This is a genomic window from Acinetobacter silvestris (genome assembly GCF_002135235.1).
GTDB lineage: Bacteria > Pseudomonadota > Gammaproteobacteria > Pseudomonadales > Moraxellaceae > Acinetobacter > Acinetobacter silvestris.
On sequence record NZ_NEGB01000007.1, the window covers coordinates 107988 to 124934 of the forward strand.

General features: G+C 38.5%; 14 protein-coding genes and 1 pseudogene. 14 read left to right on the top strand and 1 reads right to left on the bottom strand.

Features of this window, described 5'->3' with window-relative positions:
* Positions 1-50: 50 nt before the first annotated feature.
* The 12 genes from B9T28_RS12175 (at position 51) to B9T28_RS12225 (ending at position 13594) form a co-directional block, all read left to right on the top strand.
* Positions 51-1337, top strand: a complete 1287-nt coding sequence (locus tag B9T28_RS12175; RefSeq protein WP_086204259.1) for a hypothetical protein — start codon at positions 51-53, stop codon at positions 1335-1337.
* 282 nt (positions 1338-1619) lie between these two features.
* Positions 1620-2741 carry a bifunctional 3,4-dihydroxy-2-butanone-4-phosphate synthase/GTP cyclohydrolase II gene (gene ribBA / locus B9T28_RS12180; protein ID WP_086204260.1) on the top strand — a complete coding sequence of 374 codons (1122 nt, stop codon included), beginning with the start codon at positions 1620-1622 and terminating at the stop codon, positions 2739-2741.
* Positions 2742-2765: 24 nt separating this feature from the next.
* Positions 2766-3236, top strand: coding sequence for a 6,7-dimethyl-8-ribityllumazine synthase (gene ribH / locus B9T28_RS12185; RefSeq protein WP_086204261.1), 471 nt, complete (start codon positions 2766-2768; stop codon positions 3234-3236).
* A 3-nt stretch (positions 3237-3239) separates the two neighbouring features.
* Complete coding sequence (nusB, locus tag B9T28_RS12190; RefSeq protein WP_086204262.1) at positions 3240-3689, top strand: transcription antitermination factor NusB; 450 nt, start codon at positions 3240-3242, stop codon at positions 3687-3689.
* A 12-nt stretch (positions 3690-3701) separates the two neighbouring features.
* Positions 3702-4619 carry a thiamine-phosphate kinase gene (gene thiL / locus B9T28_RS12195; RefSeq protein WP_086204263.1) on the top strand — a complete coding sequence of 306 codons (918 nt, stop codon included), beginning with the start codon at positions 3702-3704 and terminating at the stop codon, positions 4617-4619.
* A complete protein-coding gene (locus B9T28_RS12200; RefSeq protein ID WP_086204264.1) occupies positions 4597-5118 on the top strand; it encodes a phosphatidylglycerophosphatase A family protein in 522 nt (173 codons plus the stop codon). The genes thiL and B9T28_RS12200 overlap by 23 nt, the downstream gene beginning before the upstream one ends.
* Positions 5119-5139: 21 nt before the next feature.
* Entirely contained in the window at positions 5140-6504 is a 1365-nt protein-coding gene (glmU, locus tag B9T28_RS12205; protein ID WP_086204265.1) for a bifunctional UDP-N-acetylglucosamine diphosphorylase/glucosamine-1-phosphate N-acetyltransferase GlmU, read from the top strand.
* A 12-nt stretch (positions 6505-6516) separates the two neighbouring features.
* Positions 6517-8355 (top strand): glutamine--fructose-6-phosphate transaminase (isomerizing), encoded by a 1839-nt coding sequence (glmS, locus tag B9T28_RS12210; RefSeq protein ID WP_086204266.1) that lies wholly within the window; start codon positions 6517-6519, stop codon positions 8353-8355.
* Between the two features lie 155 nt (positions 8356-8510).
* Positions 8511-9317, top strand: a complete 807-nt coding sequence (locus tag B9T28_RS12215) for a TnsA endonuclease N-terminal domain-containing protein (RefSeq protein WP_086204267.1) — start codon at positions 8511-8513, stop codon at positions 9315-9317.
* A complete protein-coding gene (locus B9T28_RS15065; RefSeq protein WP_252053626.1) occupies positions 9301-9675 on the top strand; it encodes a hypothetical protein in 375 nt (124 codons plus the stop codon). Before B9T28_RS12215 ends, B9T28_RS15065 begins: the two co-directional genes overlap by 17 nt.
* A 144-nt stretch (positions 9676-9819) precedes the next feature.
* Positions 9820-10524 carry an integrase catalytic domain-containing protein gene (locus B9T28_RS15070; protein WP_491046950.1) on the top strand — a complete coding sequence of 235 codons (705 nt, stop codon included), beginning with the start codon at positions 9820-9822 and terminating at the stop codon, positions 10522-10524.
* A 94-nt stretch (positions 10525-10618) separates the two neighbouring features.
* The gene (locus tag B9T28_RS12225) at positions 10619-13594 is read left to right on the top strand and encodes a DEAD/DEAH box helicase family protein (RefSeq protein WP_252053630.1); all 2976 of its coding nucleotides are present in this window, start codon (positions 10619-10621) and stop codon (positions 13592-13594) included.
* A gap of 680 nt (positions 13595-14274) precedes the next feature.
* On the opposite strand, the pseudogene pncA reads toward B9T28_RS12225, so the two are convergent.
* A pseudogene (pncA, locus tag B9T28_RS12230) lies at positions 14275-14926 on the bottom strand (bifunctional nicotinamidase/pyrazinamidase).
* A gap of 474 nt (positions 14927-15400) precedes the next feature.
* Between pncA and dapA the strand changes: the two are divergent.
* Positions 15401-16297, top strand: coding sequence for a 4-hydroxy-tetrahydrodipicolinate synthase (gene dapA / locus B9T28_RS12235; protein WP_086204268.1), 897 nt, complete (start codon positions 15401-15403; stop codon positions 16295-16297).
* A 15-nt stretch (positions 16298-16312) separates the two neighbouring features.
* Positions 16313-16918 (top strand): lipoprotein-34 precursor (NlpB), encoded by a 606-nt coding sequence (locus B9T28_RS12240; RefSeq protein ID WP_086204307.1) that lies wholly within the window; start codon positions 16313-16315, stop codon positions 16916-16918.
* The last annotated feature ends 29 nt before the right edge of the window (positions 16919-16947 follow it).

Genomic DNA, 16947 nt, shown 5'->3' on the forward strand with positions numbered 1-16947 from the left:
ATTGTTAGAATCATAATCGATATAGAATATTTTTTCTTTGGAAGTTTACGTTGAATGCACCTAGACAAGGGCTATTTGCTAGCCTACTAATCGTAAGTTTTGCATTGCATACCTTTTTGTTGGTAGTTGCAACGACACATCAGCTAAATGAAAACCGTGCCAGCCAAGGTCAACTCATAACCAGTCAATTGGTTGCAGATAGCCTTGCTGAGCTAGAACCTCCAAATACGGTGTCATTGGCCTTGTTAGCCAATCGTTATGCGACCAACCCGAGTGTTGCCTCTATCCGTATTTTAGATGCCAAAAAACAAGTACTGGCTACCAGTGGTTTAGCTAAAACACGCCAAGGTGATGTCTTTGTCCGTGATGCATTACAACATGATAAAAATGTGGGTAGCATTGAAATCACTTTGATCAAACCCAGTATTGGTGAAATTTTACGTACCCAATGGCTCGCGATTTTAGTTTCACTCTTTATTCATAGCTTACTTTGGTTAGCCTATCGTGCCATTGCTCGCCCGACACGTAGTGAATATTTGGCTAAACTGAATAATGAAGCACGACTCAAACATGAAATTCAACAGCTGACTGAGGCGCTAGAAGCAGAAAAAACCAATCGCACTTTATTCATTGCTCAAGCGCAACAACAGACTAAACCAAAGCCGGAACCAAAACCGGCTAAGCTATCGACTATTGAACACGATATCATTGCTTTAAATATTCAATATTATGATCCTAAACAATTAATTCAAACCGTCAATCAATCCGTTTCTGTACCTTATTTTAATCTTTGCCAAATCTTCTTAAATAAAAGTATTGAACTTTGCGCACAACATTACAAACTTAATTCACATGACTTTATTCGTAATCAAGAATTTAATCAGCACGGTGCAACTGTAAGTGTTTCTTCACAAATCCTTCATGCAGCTGAATGTTTATTAATGGTGGGTTCAGTCTTCCAATTACTCTCTGAAGTACTGTATAAGCGCTATCGTGAAGAAAAGCGTTTTGTTTTACAAACGCGTTGCGCTGTTGCTTCCGCTGTTGAAGCGATGCAACTAAATGCTCCCCTCGCGGCTGAGCGTTTAACACATCATTTGATTGCAAAAGAAATGGCACTGCATTTGAGTAACGATCTTTTGAAAGAGATCAGTGAATATTATCAATTGATGGTCATGCCGAATCCAAATAATGTGCTGACTCGTCATGCCTTTATGATTAATGGCATGAATACAGCATGTGCCGAACTGGCTCAGAGTATTCGAACTGAAATTTTGAAAGGTAAAAAGAAGCAAAGCATTCCGACGAATGAACCGGAACAAGTCATCGAAATTTAGTTCTCATATGCTGTATCTAACCTGATTTAATGAACTTTTAAATCAGGTTTTTTATTGCCATATCACAACCTAGATCTTGAATTGACATTCAAGTGTCCATTCTTTAAACAAAAATATATGCTTTTGAATTTTCTATGGCTTTTCAATAGGCTAATAAGCTGTGTATAACAGTCTAGGGAAAGCGAATGTGATAAGCATAGGCAAAACACATGAAAACACGTAAACTATGCCACAATGAATTAATCAAAATGTCACGCAGACAGAACAAGAAGGTGAAGGTTGATGCCGCTCAATACTGTTGAAGAGCTTGTAGCAGATATCCGCGCAGGAAAAATGGTTATCCTGATGGATGATGAAGATCGTGAAAATGAAGGCGACTTAGTGATCGCTGCGACTCACGTGCGTGCAGAAGACATCAACTTTATGATCACGCATGCGCGTGGTTTAGTCTGTTTAACCTTAAGCCGTGATCGTTGTCAGCAACTCAATCTACCGCTTATGGTGGATGCCAATGGCGCGCAACATGCGACCAATTTTACGCTGTCGATTGAAGCTGCACATGGTATTACGACCGGTATTTCTGCGGCTGAACGTGCACATACGATTCAAACCGCTGTTGCTGCGCATGCCAAACCTTCGGACATTGTTCAGCCTGGACATATTTTTCCATTAATGGCACAACCTGGTGGTGTATTGCATCGCGCAGGTCATACTGAGGCAGGTTGTGACCTTTCACGCCTTGCTGGTTTAGAGCCCGCTTCTGTGATTTGTGAAATCATTAACGAAGACGGTACAATGGCACGTCGTCCTGATCTTGAAGTTTTTGCAGAAAAACATGGACTCAAGATTGGTACTATTGCAGATTTGATTCACTACCGTATGACCAATGAACAAACGGTTGAACGTATTGATCAACAAAGTATTGAAACTGAATACGGCACATTTGATCTATATCGTTACCGCGAAATTGGTAATCCAGATATTCATTTGGCTTTCGTTAAAGGTGAACCCAAGCAAGGGGTAACTACTGTTCGTGTACATGGCTTTAACCCTGTTCGTGACTTGCTTAAACTGAATAAGAAAGGTGGCGAAGCCGCTTGGAACTTAGACAAAGCCCTGAAAACGATCGCAAATAGTGAGCGTGGTGTATTGGTGTGGATTGGTCAACGTCATTTATCTGACTTAGGTCCAGCTTTGGATGCATTAACCACGCCTAAACCAACAAAGTCTAGTTCTGCACTGTCTCAGCAATATCAAACGATTGGTGTGGGTGCACAAATTTTACGTGATCTGGGTGTGGAAAAAATGAAACTACTCAGCTCACCATTACGTTTTAATGCATTATCTGGTTTTAATTTAGAAGTGGTGGAATACGTCACTGCTGATCAAACTTCTGTTCAATAACTTTTATTAAATATCGAGGTTGCTATGGCGATTCGCCGTATCGAAGGTTTATTACATCTCGCGAGCGAAGACCGTTACGCGATTTTAGTTGGTCGTTTTAACAGCTTTGTTGTAGAACATTTGTTGGAAGGTGCAATTGATACGTTGCATCGTCATGGCGTATCCGATGATAATATCACTGTCGTTCATGCACCGGGTGCATGGGAACTTCCAGTCGTGGCTAAAAAATTAGCAGCTTCTGGTAATTTCGATGCCGTGATTGCACTTGGCGCAGTGATCCGTGGTAGTACACCACATTTCGACTTCGTTGCAGGTGAATGTGCCAAAGGTTTAGGTGTAGTTGGTTTAGAGACTGGCTTACCAGTGATTAATGGTGTATTGACTACGGATAGTATTGAACAGGCAATTGAACGCTCTGGTACAAAAGCAGGTAATAAGGGTGGCGAAGCTGCTCTTACTGCAATTGAAATGGTTAACCTGTTAAAGGCAATTTAAAGCATGTCGCAAACACTCCAAGCTACTTATGCAGCAAAGCGCAAAGCACGTCGCTTTGCTGTACAAGGGATTTATGAATGGCAAATGAGCCACAACCCAGTGCATGAAATTGAAGCACGTACCCGTGTTGAAAACGCAATGCATAAAGTGGATCTCGGCTATTATCATGAGTTGCTCACACAAGTGGTCGCAAATCATGAAGCATTGGATGCGTTATTAATGCCAGTACTTGATCGCGAGATTAATGCATTGGATGGTGTTGAACTTGCAACATTGCGTCTCGGCGCATACGAACTTAAAGATCATCTTGAAGTTCCGTATCGTGTTGTATTAGATGAAGCAATTGAACTTGCGAAACACTTTGGCGGCGCAGACAGTCACAAATACATCAATGGTGTATTAGACCGTTTAGCAACTCGCCTTCGTGATGCAGAAAAACAACAAGCTAAATAAGTTATTGTTGCTATGGCTGAGTTCTCAATCATTGATACCTACTTTAATCGTAAGAATTTCTCTGCGGTTGATTTAGGTGTCGGCGATGACTCAGCCCTGCTCACGCCACCTCATCATCATCAATTGGTGATTTGTACAGATACGCTGATTGCTGGTCGACATTTCCCGCTTGATACTGATCCGCATGCGATTGGTTGGAAAAGTGTTGCTGTTAATTTATCTGATATTGCCGCTATGGGCGCGAAACCGCATAGTATTCTTTTGGCATTGAGCTTACCCCAAATTGATCATGACTGGCTCAAAGGCTTTAGTCAGGGTTTATATGATTGTTGCGATCAATTTGGTGTCAGTTTAATTGGTGGAGATACCACCCAAAGTCCGCATCTGACCATTACCGTTACTGCACTCGGCTGGATCGAAAGTGGCAAAGCCATTACCCGTTCTGGCGCTCAAGTTGACGACTTAGTGGTCGTTAGTGGTTCCGTCGGTGATGCTGCCTTTGCACTACAACACCCTAAACACTCCCTACAAAAACGACTGGATTATCCAACACCCCGCTGTGAACTTGGTCTGATGCTGAAAAATTTAGCTTCAAGCATGATTGATATCTCAGATGGACTGGCACAAGACTTGAGCCATATTTTAAAAGCGTCCAATGTCGGTGCAAAATTAGAACTATCACAGCTACCGATTAAGCCAGATTTAAGCCATTTACCTGAAAATGAGCAATGGCAATATGCTTTAGCCGGTGGTGATGATTATGAGCTCTGCTTTACTATTACAAAGCAAAACTACCAAGAACTTTTACGCTTACAACCCAATGTAACAACAACAATCATCGGGGAAATTACGCAAAAAAGCGGATTAATATTTGAAAAAGATGGCTTAGATCATCCACTTCAATTTCATGGATATCAACACTTTGCATAAACCTCCTATTATTTTTAAAAACATGACATGGTTTGAACGCTGTATTGTGTTCTGTGGAGTCGGTTTTGGTTCTGGCCTAGCCCCCAAAGCACCAGGAACCTTTGGTTCTGCTTTTGCACTGTTATTCATACCGATTTGGCTTGCAATTGGTTTTTCTAGCTCCATATTGGCCATATTGGTGATGTCTTTAATTGGCATTTATATTTGTGGTCAAACCGCTAAAATTATTCATGTGCATGATGATGGCCGTATTGTTTGGGACGAATTTGCAGGACAATCGATTACTTTTTTACCCTTGATCTACTTTGGACAAATGAATTGGATCTGGGTATTGGTCGGTTTTGGCTTATTTCGTTTATTTGATATCTGGAAACCTTGGCCCATTCGTGTCATTGACCAAAAAGTCGATGGCGGTTTTGGCATTATGTTCGATGATATTATTGCAGGCTTATGGGCAGCACTCTGTATCCTCATCTACTTATACTTTCCTATGGCTTAAGCCAAATCTGTTAGGTGTTATATGTCAACTACTGTGATCATTCTTGCTGCAGGTAAAGGCACCCGAATGCGTTCTAATCTGCCAAAGGTGTTACAGCCTTTAGCAGGATGCCCCCTGCTTGGTCATGTGATTGAAACAGCAAAAAAATTACACGCGAAAAATATTATTACGATTTTTGGTCATGGTGGTCATCTCGTTCAAGAAAGGTTCAACCATGAGAATATCCAATGGGTAGAACAAACTGAACAACTGGGTACTGGTCATGCAGTTAAAGTAACTTTGCCGGTCTTGCCCCAAGATGGTATCTCTTTAATTTTATCTGGTGATGTGCCTTGCGTCCAACAAAGTACCTTGCAACGCCTGCTTGATGTTTCGACAGAAACTGGAATTGGATTGGTGACATTAACCTTAGAAGATTCGACTGGATATGGTCGTATTGTGCGTAAGGATGGTAAAATTCAAGCCATTGTTGAACATAAAGATGCTTCTGAACAACAGCGCCAAATTAAAGAAATTAATACCGGTATTTACTGTGTTAGCAATGCTAAATTACATGAATGGCTGCCTAAACTCAGTAATGATAATGCGCAAGGCGAATATTATTTAACCGATATTGTTGCTATGGCACTGGCTGATGGAATGGAAATCGCTTCGATTCAACCTGAACTTGCCTTTGAAGTTGAAGGCATCAATGATCGTATTCAATTAGCTGCACTAGAACGTGAATTCCAAGCCTATCAAGCCAAACAATTGATGCAGCAAGGGGTACATTTAATTGACCCTGCTCGCTTTGACTTGCGTGGACAGCTTAGCGTAGGTACTGATGTCCGCATTGACATCAACGTGATTATTGAAGGGAATTGTAGCTTCGGTGATCACGTTGAAATCGGTGCAGGTTGTATCATTAAAAATACGCACATTGCAGCGGGCACAAAAGTTCAACCCTATAGTATTTTCGACAATGCTATTGTAGGCAATAATGTTCAGATTGGACCATTTGCTCGCTTAAGACCTGGGGCAAAACTTGCCAATGAAGTACATATTGGTAACTTTGTCGAAGTCAAAAATACCAGTATTGGTCAAGGCTCTAAAGCCAACCATTTTGCCTACTTAGGTGATGCTGAAATTGGTGCAGAATCGAACATCGGTGCAGGTACCATCACCTGTAATTATGATGGTGCCAATAAACATAAAACCATCATTGGTGATCAGGCCTTCATAGGTACCAATAACTCTTTGGTTGCGCCAGTCAAAATTGGTCATGGAGCAACCACTGGTGCGGGCTCAGTCATCACCCATGATGTCGCAGACAACTGCTTGGCTTTTGAACGTGCTAAACAAATTTCTAAAGAAAATTATCAACGTCCCCAAAAGGTCACGAAATAAGAGGATATAACGATGTGCGGTATTGTTGGTGGCGTTGCTGAACGTAGCATTACAAATATTTTAATTGAAGGTCTAAAACGCCTTGAGTATCGTGGTTACGACTCAGCGGGTGTTGCATTGGTTGACCAATGTCAAATTTTACGTGAACGTCGTGTTGGTAAAGTTGCCAATTTAGAACAAGCCGTAAATGAGTCGAATATTCAAGGCTCATTAGGGATTGCACATACGCGTTGGGCGACACATGGTAAACCGACAGAAAATAATGCGCATCCGCATATTTCTGACACAGTTGCTGTGGTACATAACGGAATTATTGAAAACTATCAAGAACTTAAAGATGACCTTGAAGCTTTAGGCTATGTGTTCACCTCACAAACAGATACTGAGGTGGTTGCTCATCTGATACATGATGCACTGAAATCAACCCCTGATTTACTCAAAGCTGTTACTCAAATTGTTCCACAATTAAAAGGCGCTTATGCGCTCGGAATTGTGCATACCGATCATCCCAATGAACTGATTGCAGTGCGTGAAGGCTCTCCTTTGGTGATTGGTGTCGGCATTGGTGAAAACTTTATCAGCTCTGACCAATTAGCACTATTACCAGTGACCAACCGTTTTATTTACCTTGAAGAAGGCGATATTGTTCGTTTAACACGTGAAAGCATTGAAATCTTTGTGGATGATCAATTGATTGATCGCCCAGTTAAAGAATTGGATGCAACCGTGAGTAATGCGTCTAAGGGTGAATATAAACATTACATGCTCAAAGAAATTTATGAGCAACCTGAAGCAATTCAACAAACCATTTCCCAAGCATTGAATGGTAATGCTTTGCGTGATGATTTCTTACAGCATGCCGAAGTTGATTTTAAAAATATTCAACAAGTGCAAATTATTGCTTGTGGTACCAGTTACCATGCGGGAATGATTGCCAAATATTGGTTTGAACAACTGATCGACCTGCCTTGCCAAGTCGAAATTGCCAGTGAATTCCGTTATCGCTCGCCAGTGATTGTGGGCAATACCTTGTATGTCTGTATTTCTCAATCGGGTGAAACGGCTGATACTTTAGCGGCATTACGTGATACGCAAAAACGTGCCAAGGCGAAAAGTTTAAATATCACCACCATGACGATTTGTAACGTTGCAACATCTTCAATGGTGCGTGAAACCAATCATCATTTGCTGACACTTGCAGGTCCTGAAATTGGTGTTGCCTCAACCAAAGCATTTACCACTCAACTTGCAGCCTTAATGTTGTTGATCCTGAAAATTGGTCAAATTAAACAGACGATGCCTGTTGAAAAAATTGCTGAAATTACCGCTGAACTTTGGCATATTCCTAAAGTCATTTTAGATACCTTACAAAATGACAAAGAAATTTTGCGCTTATCTGATTTATTTAAAGAAAAACAACACTGCTTATTCTTAGGTCGTGGTACACAGTTCCCTATTGCACTAGAAGGTGCATTAAAACTGAAAGAAATTTCATATATTCATGCTGAGGGCTATGCTGCGGGTGAGCTCAAACATGGGCCTTTAGCCTTAGTTGATCATGATATGCCTGTGGTTATTTTGGCACCGCAAGATGACATGCTCGATAAATTAAAATCGAATATGGAAGAAGTTCAAGCACGCGGTGGTGAACTATTTGTCTTTGCGGATGAAAATAGCGGGATTAAAAATAAAGATCGTCAACACGTGGTTAATGTACCAACCATCAGTTCACTGTTAGCCCCTATTGTATACAGCATCCCAGTACAATTGCTGTCTTACCATGTAGCGGTATTACGTGGTACAGATGTCGACCAACCGCGTAATTTGGCAAAATCCGTTACTGTTGAATAATATTTTAAAATATATCGTTCGATATTGTAAGCAGACAATAAAGTGTCATACCAAACAATATAGTTTCATACTGAACAAAAAAGTATCACACTATATTGTTTATATTATAAGCACCTGTTATGCTCATTTTAAATGAACACAACAGGTGTTTTTTTATGCTTTCAATCATACAACAACAAAAATGGATCAAAGATGGTCGAGGTCGAGGCGAGCTATCTTCATACAAACCTTGGCTTACTGTTCGTGACCTAGCTTCACGAGGTCGCTCCCATCGGATATATGGACATAAAACAAAACGAACTCATCACTTACTCTCAGATTTAGAGCTGGCTATTTTTTTAATTTTGGAATGGAATCCATTGATTCAGGATATTCGGGAACAATTTCCTCTCCGAATAGAACAAACAGAAGAAATTGCTCAAGCTGCATCTATTACTCATCCTACTATCAGGGGAGTAAAACAGATAATGAGTACAGATTTTTATATTCTTAGTTCTGATGCTCAAAAACCTAGATTTGCTATACAGGCCAAATATCAAAAAGATATTGAAGATACTCGAACAATTGAGAAACTAGAACTTGAGCGTAGATATTGGCAAAGTCGGGGGATTCCTTGGCAAATCATTACTGAACAGGAAATTCCCAAAATCGTTTTTAACAATATTAAATGGCTCTACCCTGTCATAAAAGAAGAAGATCATATTCAGCTATACGATAATATTGAATTCTATGTACAACAATTCCGTAAACACCCTAATTTATCTTTAATTCATTTAGCTAAAAAAATAGATTTATCTTATGACCTAGAAATAGGCACATCCTTGTCAGAATTACGTGTGTTATTTGCCCAACGGTATTTTAAGTTTGATTTAAACCTAAATTATAAAGATCTAAAATTTACCAATATCCAACTTGGTGATATGACAACATGGGAGGAGGTTCACCATGTTGCAAATCAATGATGTATATCTGGATCAAGATCAATATTTTAGGATTCTCAGCATCTTACCTGAGCATATTGTTTGGATTGAAATTAATAATATAAAAAACTTTCCTACTGTCATCAGTAAAAATGAATTATTTCAGGCTATTGAATCATTTGAAACATTCCGTGTTGATGATCCATTTCAAGATATCGTTTTAATGCAGCCTCTTGAAGGATCAATAACTCAAATAAAGAGAGATGAAAACTATAATCTTATCAAACCTATAATAGATCATGAACAATTTTATATTCCTCATGTTCGATCTTCCCTTATTAATGAAATTATCAAAAATCAGAAATCGACGAAACAAACTCTTTACCGATTACTTAAATAATACTGGCAAAGAGGACAAACACCGAATGCTTTAATTCCGAATTATCATAATTCTGGTGCAAAAGGAAATAAGAGGGTTTCGAACCAAAAACTAGGGCGAAAACGAATACTTAAAGAAGGTATAGGTGCTGTTATTACAGCAGAAATTGAACGTTTATTTCATATCACTATTAGTAAATATTTGTTATCTGATAAAAAACATACGTTGAAATATGGACACAGAGAATTTAAAAAATTATATCGTTCACTTCATCCTGAAACACCAGAAACTGAACTTCCTACATTACGTCAATTTCAGTATTTTTATCATCGAGAATACAGTGAAGTCATTCGTCTTCAGAAGCGTTCCAACGAAATTGAATATGCCAAAGACTTGGCACAACTACATTCCACAGTAAACACACAAGTGCTCGGCCCAGGTTCAAGATACGAAGTCGATGCCATAATTGCAGATATTTATTTAGTTTCTAACTTTGATCGGGATCGTATTATTGGGCGACCAATTCTTTACTTTGTGATAGATGTCTTCAGCCGCATGATTACTGGTTTATATATTGGTTTAGAGAATGCCTCTTACCAAACAAGTATGAGAGCACTTTACTGTGCTTTTACAGATAAAGTTACTTTATGTAAAAAATTTGGTATAGACATTAGATCTGAAAATTGGCCATGTGTTGGATTACCTGATGCAATTTTGGCTGATCGAGGAGAATTATTTGGTCATCAAGTTGAAAATTTAGAAAAAAGTTTTGCGATTCGACTTGAAAATACGCCTCCATATCGAGGTGATTTAAAACCTATTGTTGAAAGCCGATTCAAATTAATACAAGCTCAATTTACCCCAGATTGAATTAGCACGCGTTCTTTTCTTTCATAATGCCTATTTATCAAGGAACTGTATTGATCAAGGTATCTTAGCAAGAGAGTTTTTTGTTGATCCTAATATGGCACTGTTCATTAACGCCAATAAGTCGATCACCTTACAAGGCGTTAAGCTTTATTTATTTTATACTAGTGACAGTGTGATTCACGGCAATGCATTGTTCGATGAAAATATTTTCTCTGTGGTACAAGAGCTACCTTATAAGTTCAACTTTCAAGGCACACAAATCTTTTCATTCCGTCCTGATCTTGTACTATTTTTGAATGGCATTTATCTCGGCTATAGCGAATTAAAAAGTAACTACACCAGCCAGAACGCTAGAAAGAATGGACGCGGAAAGGTATTGAAGGATTACTTTGAAGCAGTAAAGGTATATCACCAATACATAGACAGCAATGCCATGCTGAGTGATAAAGAAAAACAGTATGTTCGCAAAGATTTTCTCAAAATTTTTGAGAATGCTATTCACATCACCACTACAGATATTGGCGAAACCTATGTGATTCGTACCATTGCTGATTATTTTGATGAGGTATTAGCCACCTGTCGTGAAGGTAAATTTGATCGTGAAGAAATAGAAAAAAAAGCACAGAGCGTATTTAAGCTATATCCTCTGCTTAACCTAGATGCCGAAAAGAAAGACAAGCTCAAAGAGCTATTTGCCGCATTATATGGCAGGCTGATGATTGAGAAAGAAATCCTGTATTACAACTTTATTGAACGGGATGTTTATGTCAACAAAGGTGTGAAGGAAGTTAAAAATGAGCAAGGTCATTTAATTTCACCACGACCAAAACAGAAATTTGGCACCGACAAAATCATGGCCAAGATCGATGAGCTTTTAGCACATGAGCAAGAGCCTGAATATTTTGAGAAGTTGTTGGAAAAACAGTTAGTTGGCGTTTCTGAGACCAAGAAAAATGAATTGTTGGAAAAGCGCAGGGCTTATTCTAATAACAAAAATGTGTATTCACTTTTAATGCAATATGCCGCTGGATTTGGAAAGTCTAACATCATCGGCTGGTCTGCCCTACAATTAAAGGATTTGCGTCGCCCCAATAGTGATGGCAAACCACAATACGTGTACGATAAAATCATGATAGTGGTGGATCGACTGCAACTGCGTAGTCAGATAGATTCTCTTATGCTCAACATGAACATCGATAAGCGTATGGTGATCGAGGCAACCAATAAAAAAACTTTTCAAGAAGCATTGGCATCTGACACTCGTTTGGTGATTGTTAATTTACAAAAATTTGGTGCAGTCCGTGAAATGCTTGATGCTGAAGTACTGAAAAAACTCACAGGTATGCGTATTGTTTTCTTGATAGATGAAATCCATCGCTCAAACAGTGGCGAACAGCATGAAGATATGGTAAGTATTTTTGATGAACTACAAAGCCCATTTGATGGCGTCACCTACACAGAACAAGCTACCAAGAAGAACCTGGTTATTGGCTTTACTGCCACGCCAGACGACCATACTCTAGCTCGATTTGGAGAGTTTAGCGGCTATGCCGAAAGTGAAAAACTATGGCGCCCGTTTGACAGCTATACGATGAAAGAAGCGATTGAAGATGGCTTTATTTTGAATCCGCTTAAAAATATTGTGCCTGTTGCATCTAAAATGTTATTTGATTTACCTACGAATCCACTTGAAGGTTTTACCCAGAAGGAATACAAGGACGCACAGAAAAAGCAGATCTATGAAAACCGTGATCGAATTGAAGCTATTGCCAAGTATATTGCTGACCTATTAGTTAAAGATGTTTATCGACAGATACGAGGCACTGGCAAAGCGATGTTGGCAGTTCATTCCATTAAGGCAGCCATTGCCTACCAAGATGCTGTGACAAGGCACTTTAATGATTTAGTAAAAGAACCTAAGTACGAGAAATACGCAGATGCACCCATTCATGTGGTGTATTCCAGTAACCAAGATGAACAAAGTGCGACTGGACTGAATGGCGGTTTAACAGAAGAGAAAGTTCTGGAGAGTTTTGCACTCAGTAAAAATGGCTTAATGATTGTTGTCGCCAAATTACAAACTGGCTTCGATGAAAAAAAGTTACACACCTTATTTTTAGACAAAGAGATAAAAGGCATCAGCGCCATTCAAACTATTTCTCGCGTAAATCGTACCACCAAATACAAGAACGATTGCAAGATCGTTGATTTTTCTTATAACAATGTGAATGTACAAAACATTAAAGATGCTTTCGAGCATTTCTCTGATGTGGTGGTAAGTGACTTTGATCCATTTGGTGATAAAAAAATATTAGATATATTGCTGATTGAATTGAATAAATCAGATACCTACGATAAATTTTTTGCTGTATTTATGACAATTTATAAAGACACTACCAAGCGCGATCAACCTGAGAGCTATCTAGATTTTGAAAGTAGCCTGAAAAAATACATCGATGCCAACCCGCAACGCACTGCTGATATCAAAGCCAAAGCAGCGCAGTACTTCACCATTCTTAACCGCATTGAATTCGTAATTCAGTTAAATACAAAGTACAGCGAACCAAGCTTTTTACTCTTCTGGCGTAAGTTCAATATGCTCTATAACATGCTGCATAGAAGCGACGATATCAAAGATCCAATCGAAGTGTATTTTGACAACCAAATTGGCATTATTGAAGTCGTTGCCGAAGAGTCGAAAAATAAGAAGAAAAAAACCACAACAGTTGCTGAAGGTATACCACCAGGCCCTGGAGGCCAATTTGATATTCTAGCCATCATTGCCGCACGTAATGAGCAAGAAGCAAAAACAGGAACATTGATCAAGGACTTCGAAACCAAGATTGTTGATTTCTTCCATTACGTACATGGGTCCAGTGAGGGCGAACGATTAATCATCAAAATGAAGTCGCATGTTTCTGAAAATGAAATTTATGATGATTTTTCAAAAATTTATCGCCGATATCGTGCACTCTATCGCTCTAAAGTAGGTGACTATTTTTTCAAAGAAACTGAGGATCTAGTTGACAAACTTTGTGATGACTTTGAGATTAAACTTAAGGCTAATTAAATATTTCACTATATTATTCAAAATAAATTATAGAACGACATCAAAATATTCGTTTCTATAATTTAGATGATAATATTTATTAGTTTTAGTATGAAACTTTATTGTATATGTTCTTATGAGGCTAATAAAAATTTTATATTTAGTATGAAACTTCATTGTATTATTGAATTTTATTTTAATAATATAAAACAATATCTTATAAAAAAGGCTGGTATGAAACTTTATTGTTTTCTTACAGATATGTGTATGAGAGTACTTTATTTCCATACTAAGTAATAAAGTCTCATACTGAGTAATAAAGTGTAATACTGAATTGCTCAAAAAATCCACACAATATATGCTCTAAAACAGCATGAATGTGTGGATTTTTTTATGGCCAACTTTAAGAATACACAAAATCATGAACTCAAAATTAAAAAGTGGATTAGCCAAAATTGTTTTAGAGCTTTGCAAAACACGTTTAAAATTTAAAATCGCCTACTATCAGTGTCATTCCGATATTTACAAATAAGATCCTACACAATACAACCGTTCTTTAAATGAATTGGCTAAAGCGTAATATAATAAACGTGTACCTATCCTAAGTTCATTTTTGTTATTCGAACCTTAATCATACCCATCATGTTAAGAAAAGCTGTTGAACCTATGATCAACTTGTTACAACGACCTATTTTCTAGTATCAGGCTTGTAGAATCTCTTTACTTACAACTCGCTTTACCCCACTGGCGAGCATTTCTTGCCATGCATGCTGTAAAGAACCATTTAAATCAATTCCTTTGGTAGCATCAGCAATCACATAAGTCTTAAAACCCAATTGACTCGCATCAATCGCAGTCCAAGCTACACAAAAATCTGTAGCAATACCGGTAACATATACTGTATCAATGCCACGCTCTTTTAAATAAGCCGCAAGTCCAGTCATGGTTTTTTGATCAGCTTCTTTAAAAGCTGAATAACTATCAATATGGTTTTTATATACAGTAGGTCGAATGAAAGCCTTTACGAATAATGAGTTGGGCTGTAGGAATATTTAGATCAGGATGTAATTCAGCATCAAGTGTGCCCTGCACACAATGGGCTGGCCACAGTACTTGTGTTCCATATTCCAATTCAAGCGTTTCAAAAGGCTGTTTGCCGACATGATTTTCTGCAAAAGAAATATGATTTTGAGGATGCCAATCTTGGGTAATCACAACATTTGCAAAGTGCTGCGCCAGTTGATTAATACGCGGAATAATCTGGTCGGCATGTGCAACCGCCAAATTACCACCAGGCGTGAAGCCATTTTGTACATCAACCACAATTAACACACTACGTTCAGATTGGAACATCATCCTGACTCCTTATTCTCTCAAACTGATTTAAAATAAATAATTGATATCTTAATTAGAGAAGTAAAAATCATAAATGATTCTTGTACAAATATAAAATGTGAAAAAACCTACTTAAAATTGACACTATTTTTCAATATAAGCAAATTTTTATATACATTGGTGTGTTGTGCTTCAATTAAAAATAGATTTAAAAATCAATAAACTACTTATTTTCAAAAAACAAAATCAACATATTGATGCCTGTTTAACTCGATTCTTAGTAAACCTCACTGAGTATTTGTTTATTTTTATAAAGTTTTTCTCTGCTTTGACTAAAGCATATTGTTCTCACTCGCTGAATCAGTCATAATTTGCATAAGCATTACTCAATCACTCAAATAAGTGATTGATGCTCAAATCAAAATACTGCAACCATCCACACATTCGTTTTATTACATTCAAGTGGATGGAAAAATAGGATATTTTTTCAAAATGACTCAGCAAGCACAGACCATTCAAGGCTCAATTGTCGCAATCGTCACCCCCATGTTTGAAGATGGCAGCGTAGATTGGAAGGGTCTCGAGAAGCTCGTTGAGTGGCATATTGCACAAGGTACCAATAGTATTGTTGCTGTCGGTACTACGGGCGAAGCATCTACGTTGAGCATGACAGAGCACACGCAAGTCATTAAAGAAATTATTCGTGTCGCAAATAAACGGATTCCTATTATTGCTGGTACGGGTGCAAATTCGACACACGAAGCGATTGAGCTGACGAAAGAAGCCAAAGAACTTGGTGCAGATGCTGCACTTTTAGTGACACCATATTATAACAAACCGACTCAAGAAGGCTTATATCAACACTACAAAGCTGTTGCAGAAGCCGTTGATTTACCTATTATTCTTTATAATGTACCTGGCCGTACTGGCGTAGACATGTTAAATGAAACCGTAATTCGTTTAGCTGACATTCCACAAATTGTTGCGATTAAAGATGCAACAGGCGATGTGCCACGTGGTAAAGAACTGCTTGAAGGTCTGCAAGGCAAAAACATGATCGTGTATTCAGGTGATGATGCAACGGCTTGGGAACTCATCGGTTTAGGTGCTCGTGGTAATATTTCGGTCACTGCCAATGTTGCACCGAAGATTATGAGTGAAATTTGTGCCGCAGCGCTTGCTGGAAATCTACAACTCGCTGAAGAACTAAATGATAAAGTTGCAAATTTAAACAATATTCTATTTTGTGAATCGAACCCAATTCCTGTGAAATGGGCACTTCACGAAATGGAATTAATTGGTACGGGTATTCGCCTACCATTAACTCCGCTTGCAGAACAATATCGCACTCCACTGCGTGAAGAACTTAAAGCAGCGAGTGTCCTTTAATAAGAGCTTAGTATGATGCAATTACGTTTTGGTTTAACTCTTGTCCTTTCTAGTTTAAGTCTGGCAGGTTGTAGTACATTTGGAATCAGCAATGGTTCTTTAGATTATAAAAACACAACCACTTTAGAGCCGCTTAAATACCCTGAGGGTTCAATGGTTAGACCAGCAACGCCATTGTATCCTGCACCTGTCGTTGATCCACTTGCGGTTGAACATGCACCAAAATTTGAAAACAAGCGTGCCAACCGTTTTGAGTTACCACGTCCTGATATGGCGAAAATCACAGCAAATAGTTCAAATTTAGCCTCAAATACCACTGTCGGACGTCCACAACTGATAACTGATGGAAATGCAAATCCGTTGCTTAAAATTGATGGAAATTCTGCTACAATTTGGCAATATACACTGGCCACACTCAGCAGTCTTAATCATACCCTTATCGGTCAAAGCAAAAATGCTTATGAAGCTACTGTGAAGATCGATAATAAAACCTATGTCTTAAGACTCACCTCTGTAGGTGCAAGTAATAATCTTGCTGTGTTTAATGCCGATAATAGTTTTGCAGATAAAGAAAAAGCTGCAGAATTGTTAACCCAGATTTACCAAAACTGGCCAGCCTAGTCGTTCTAGGCAATTTTTTTTTGAAAAAG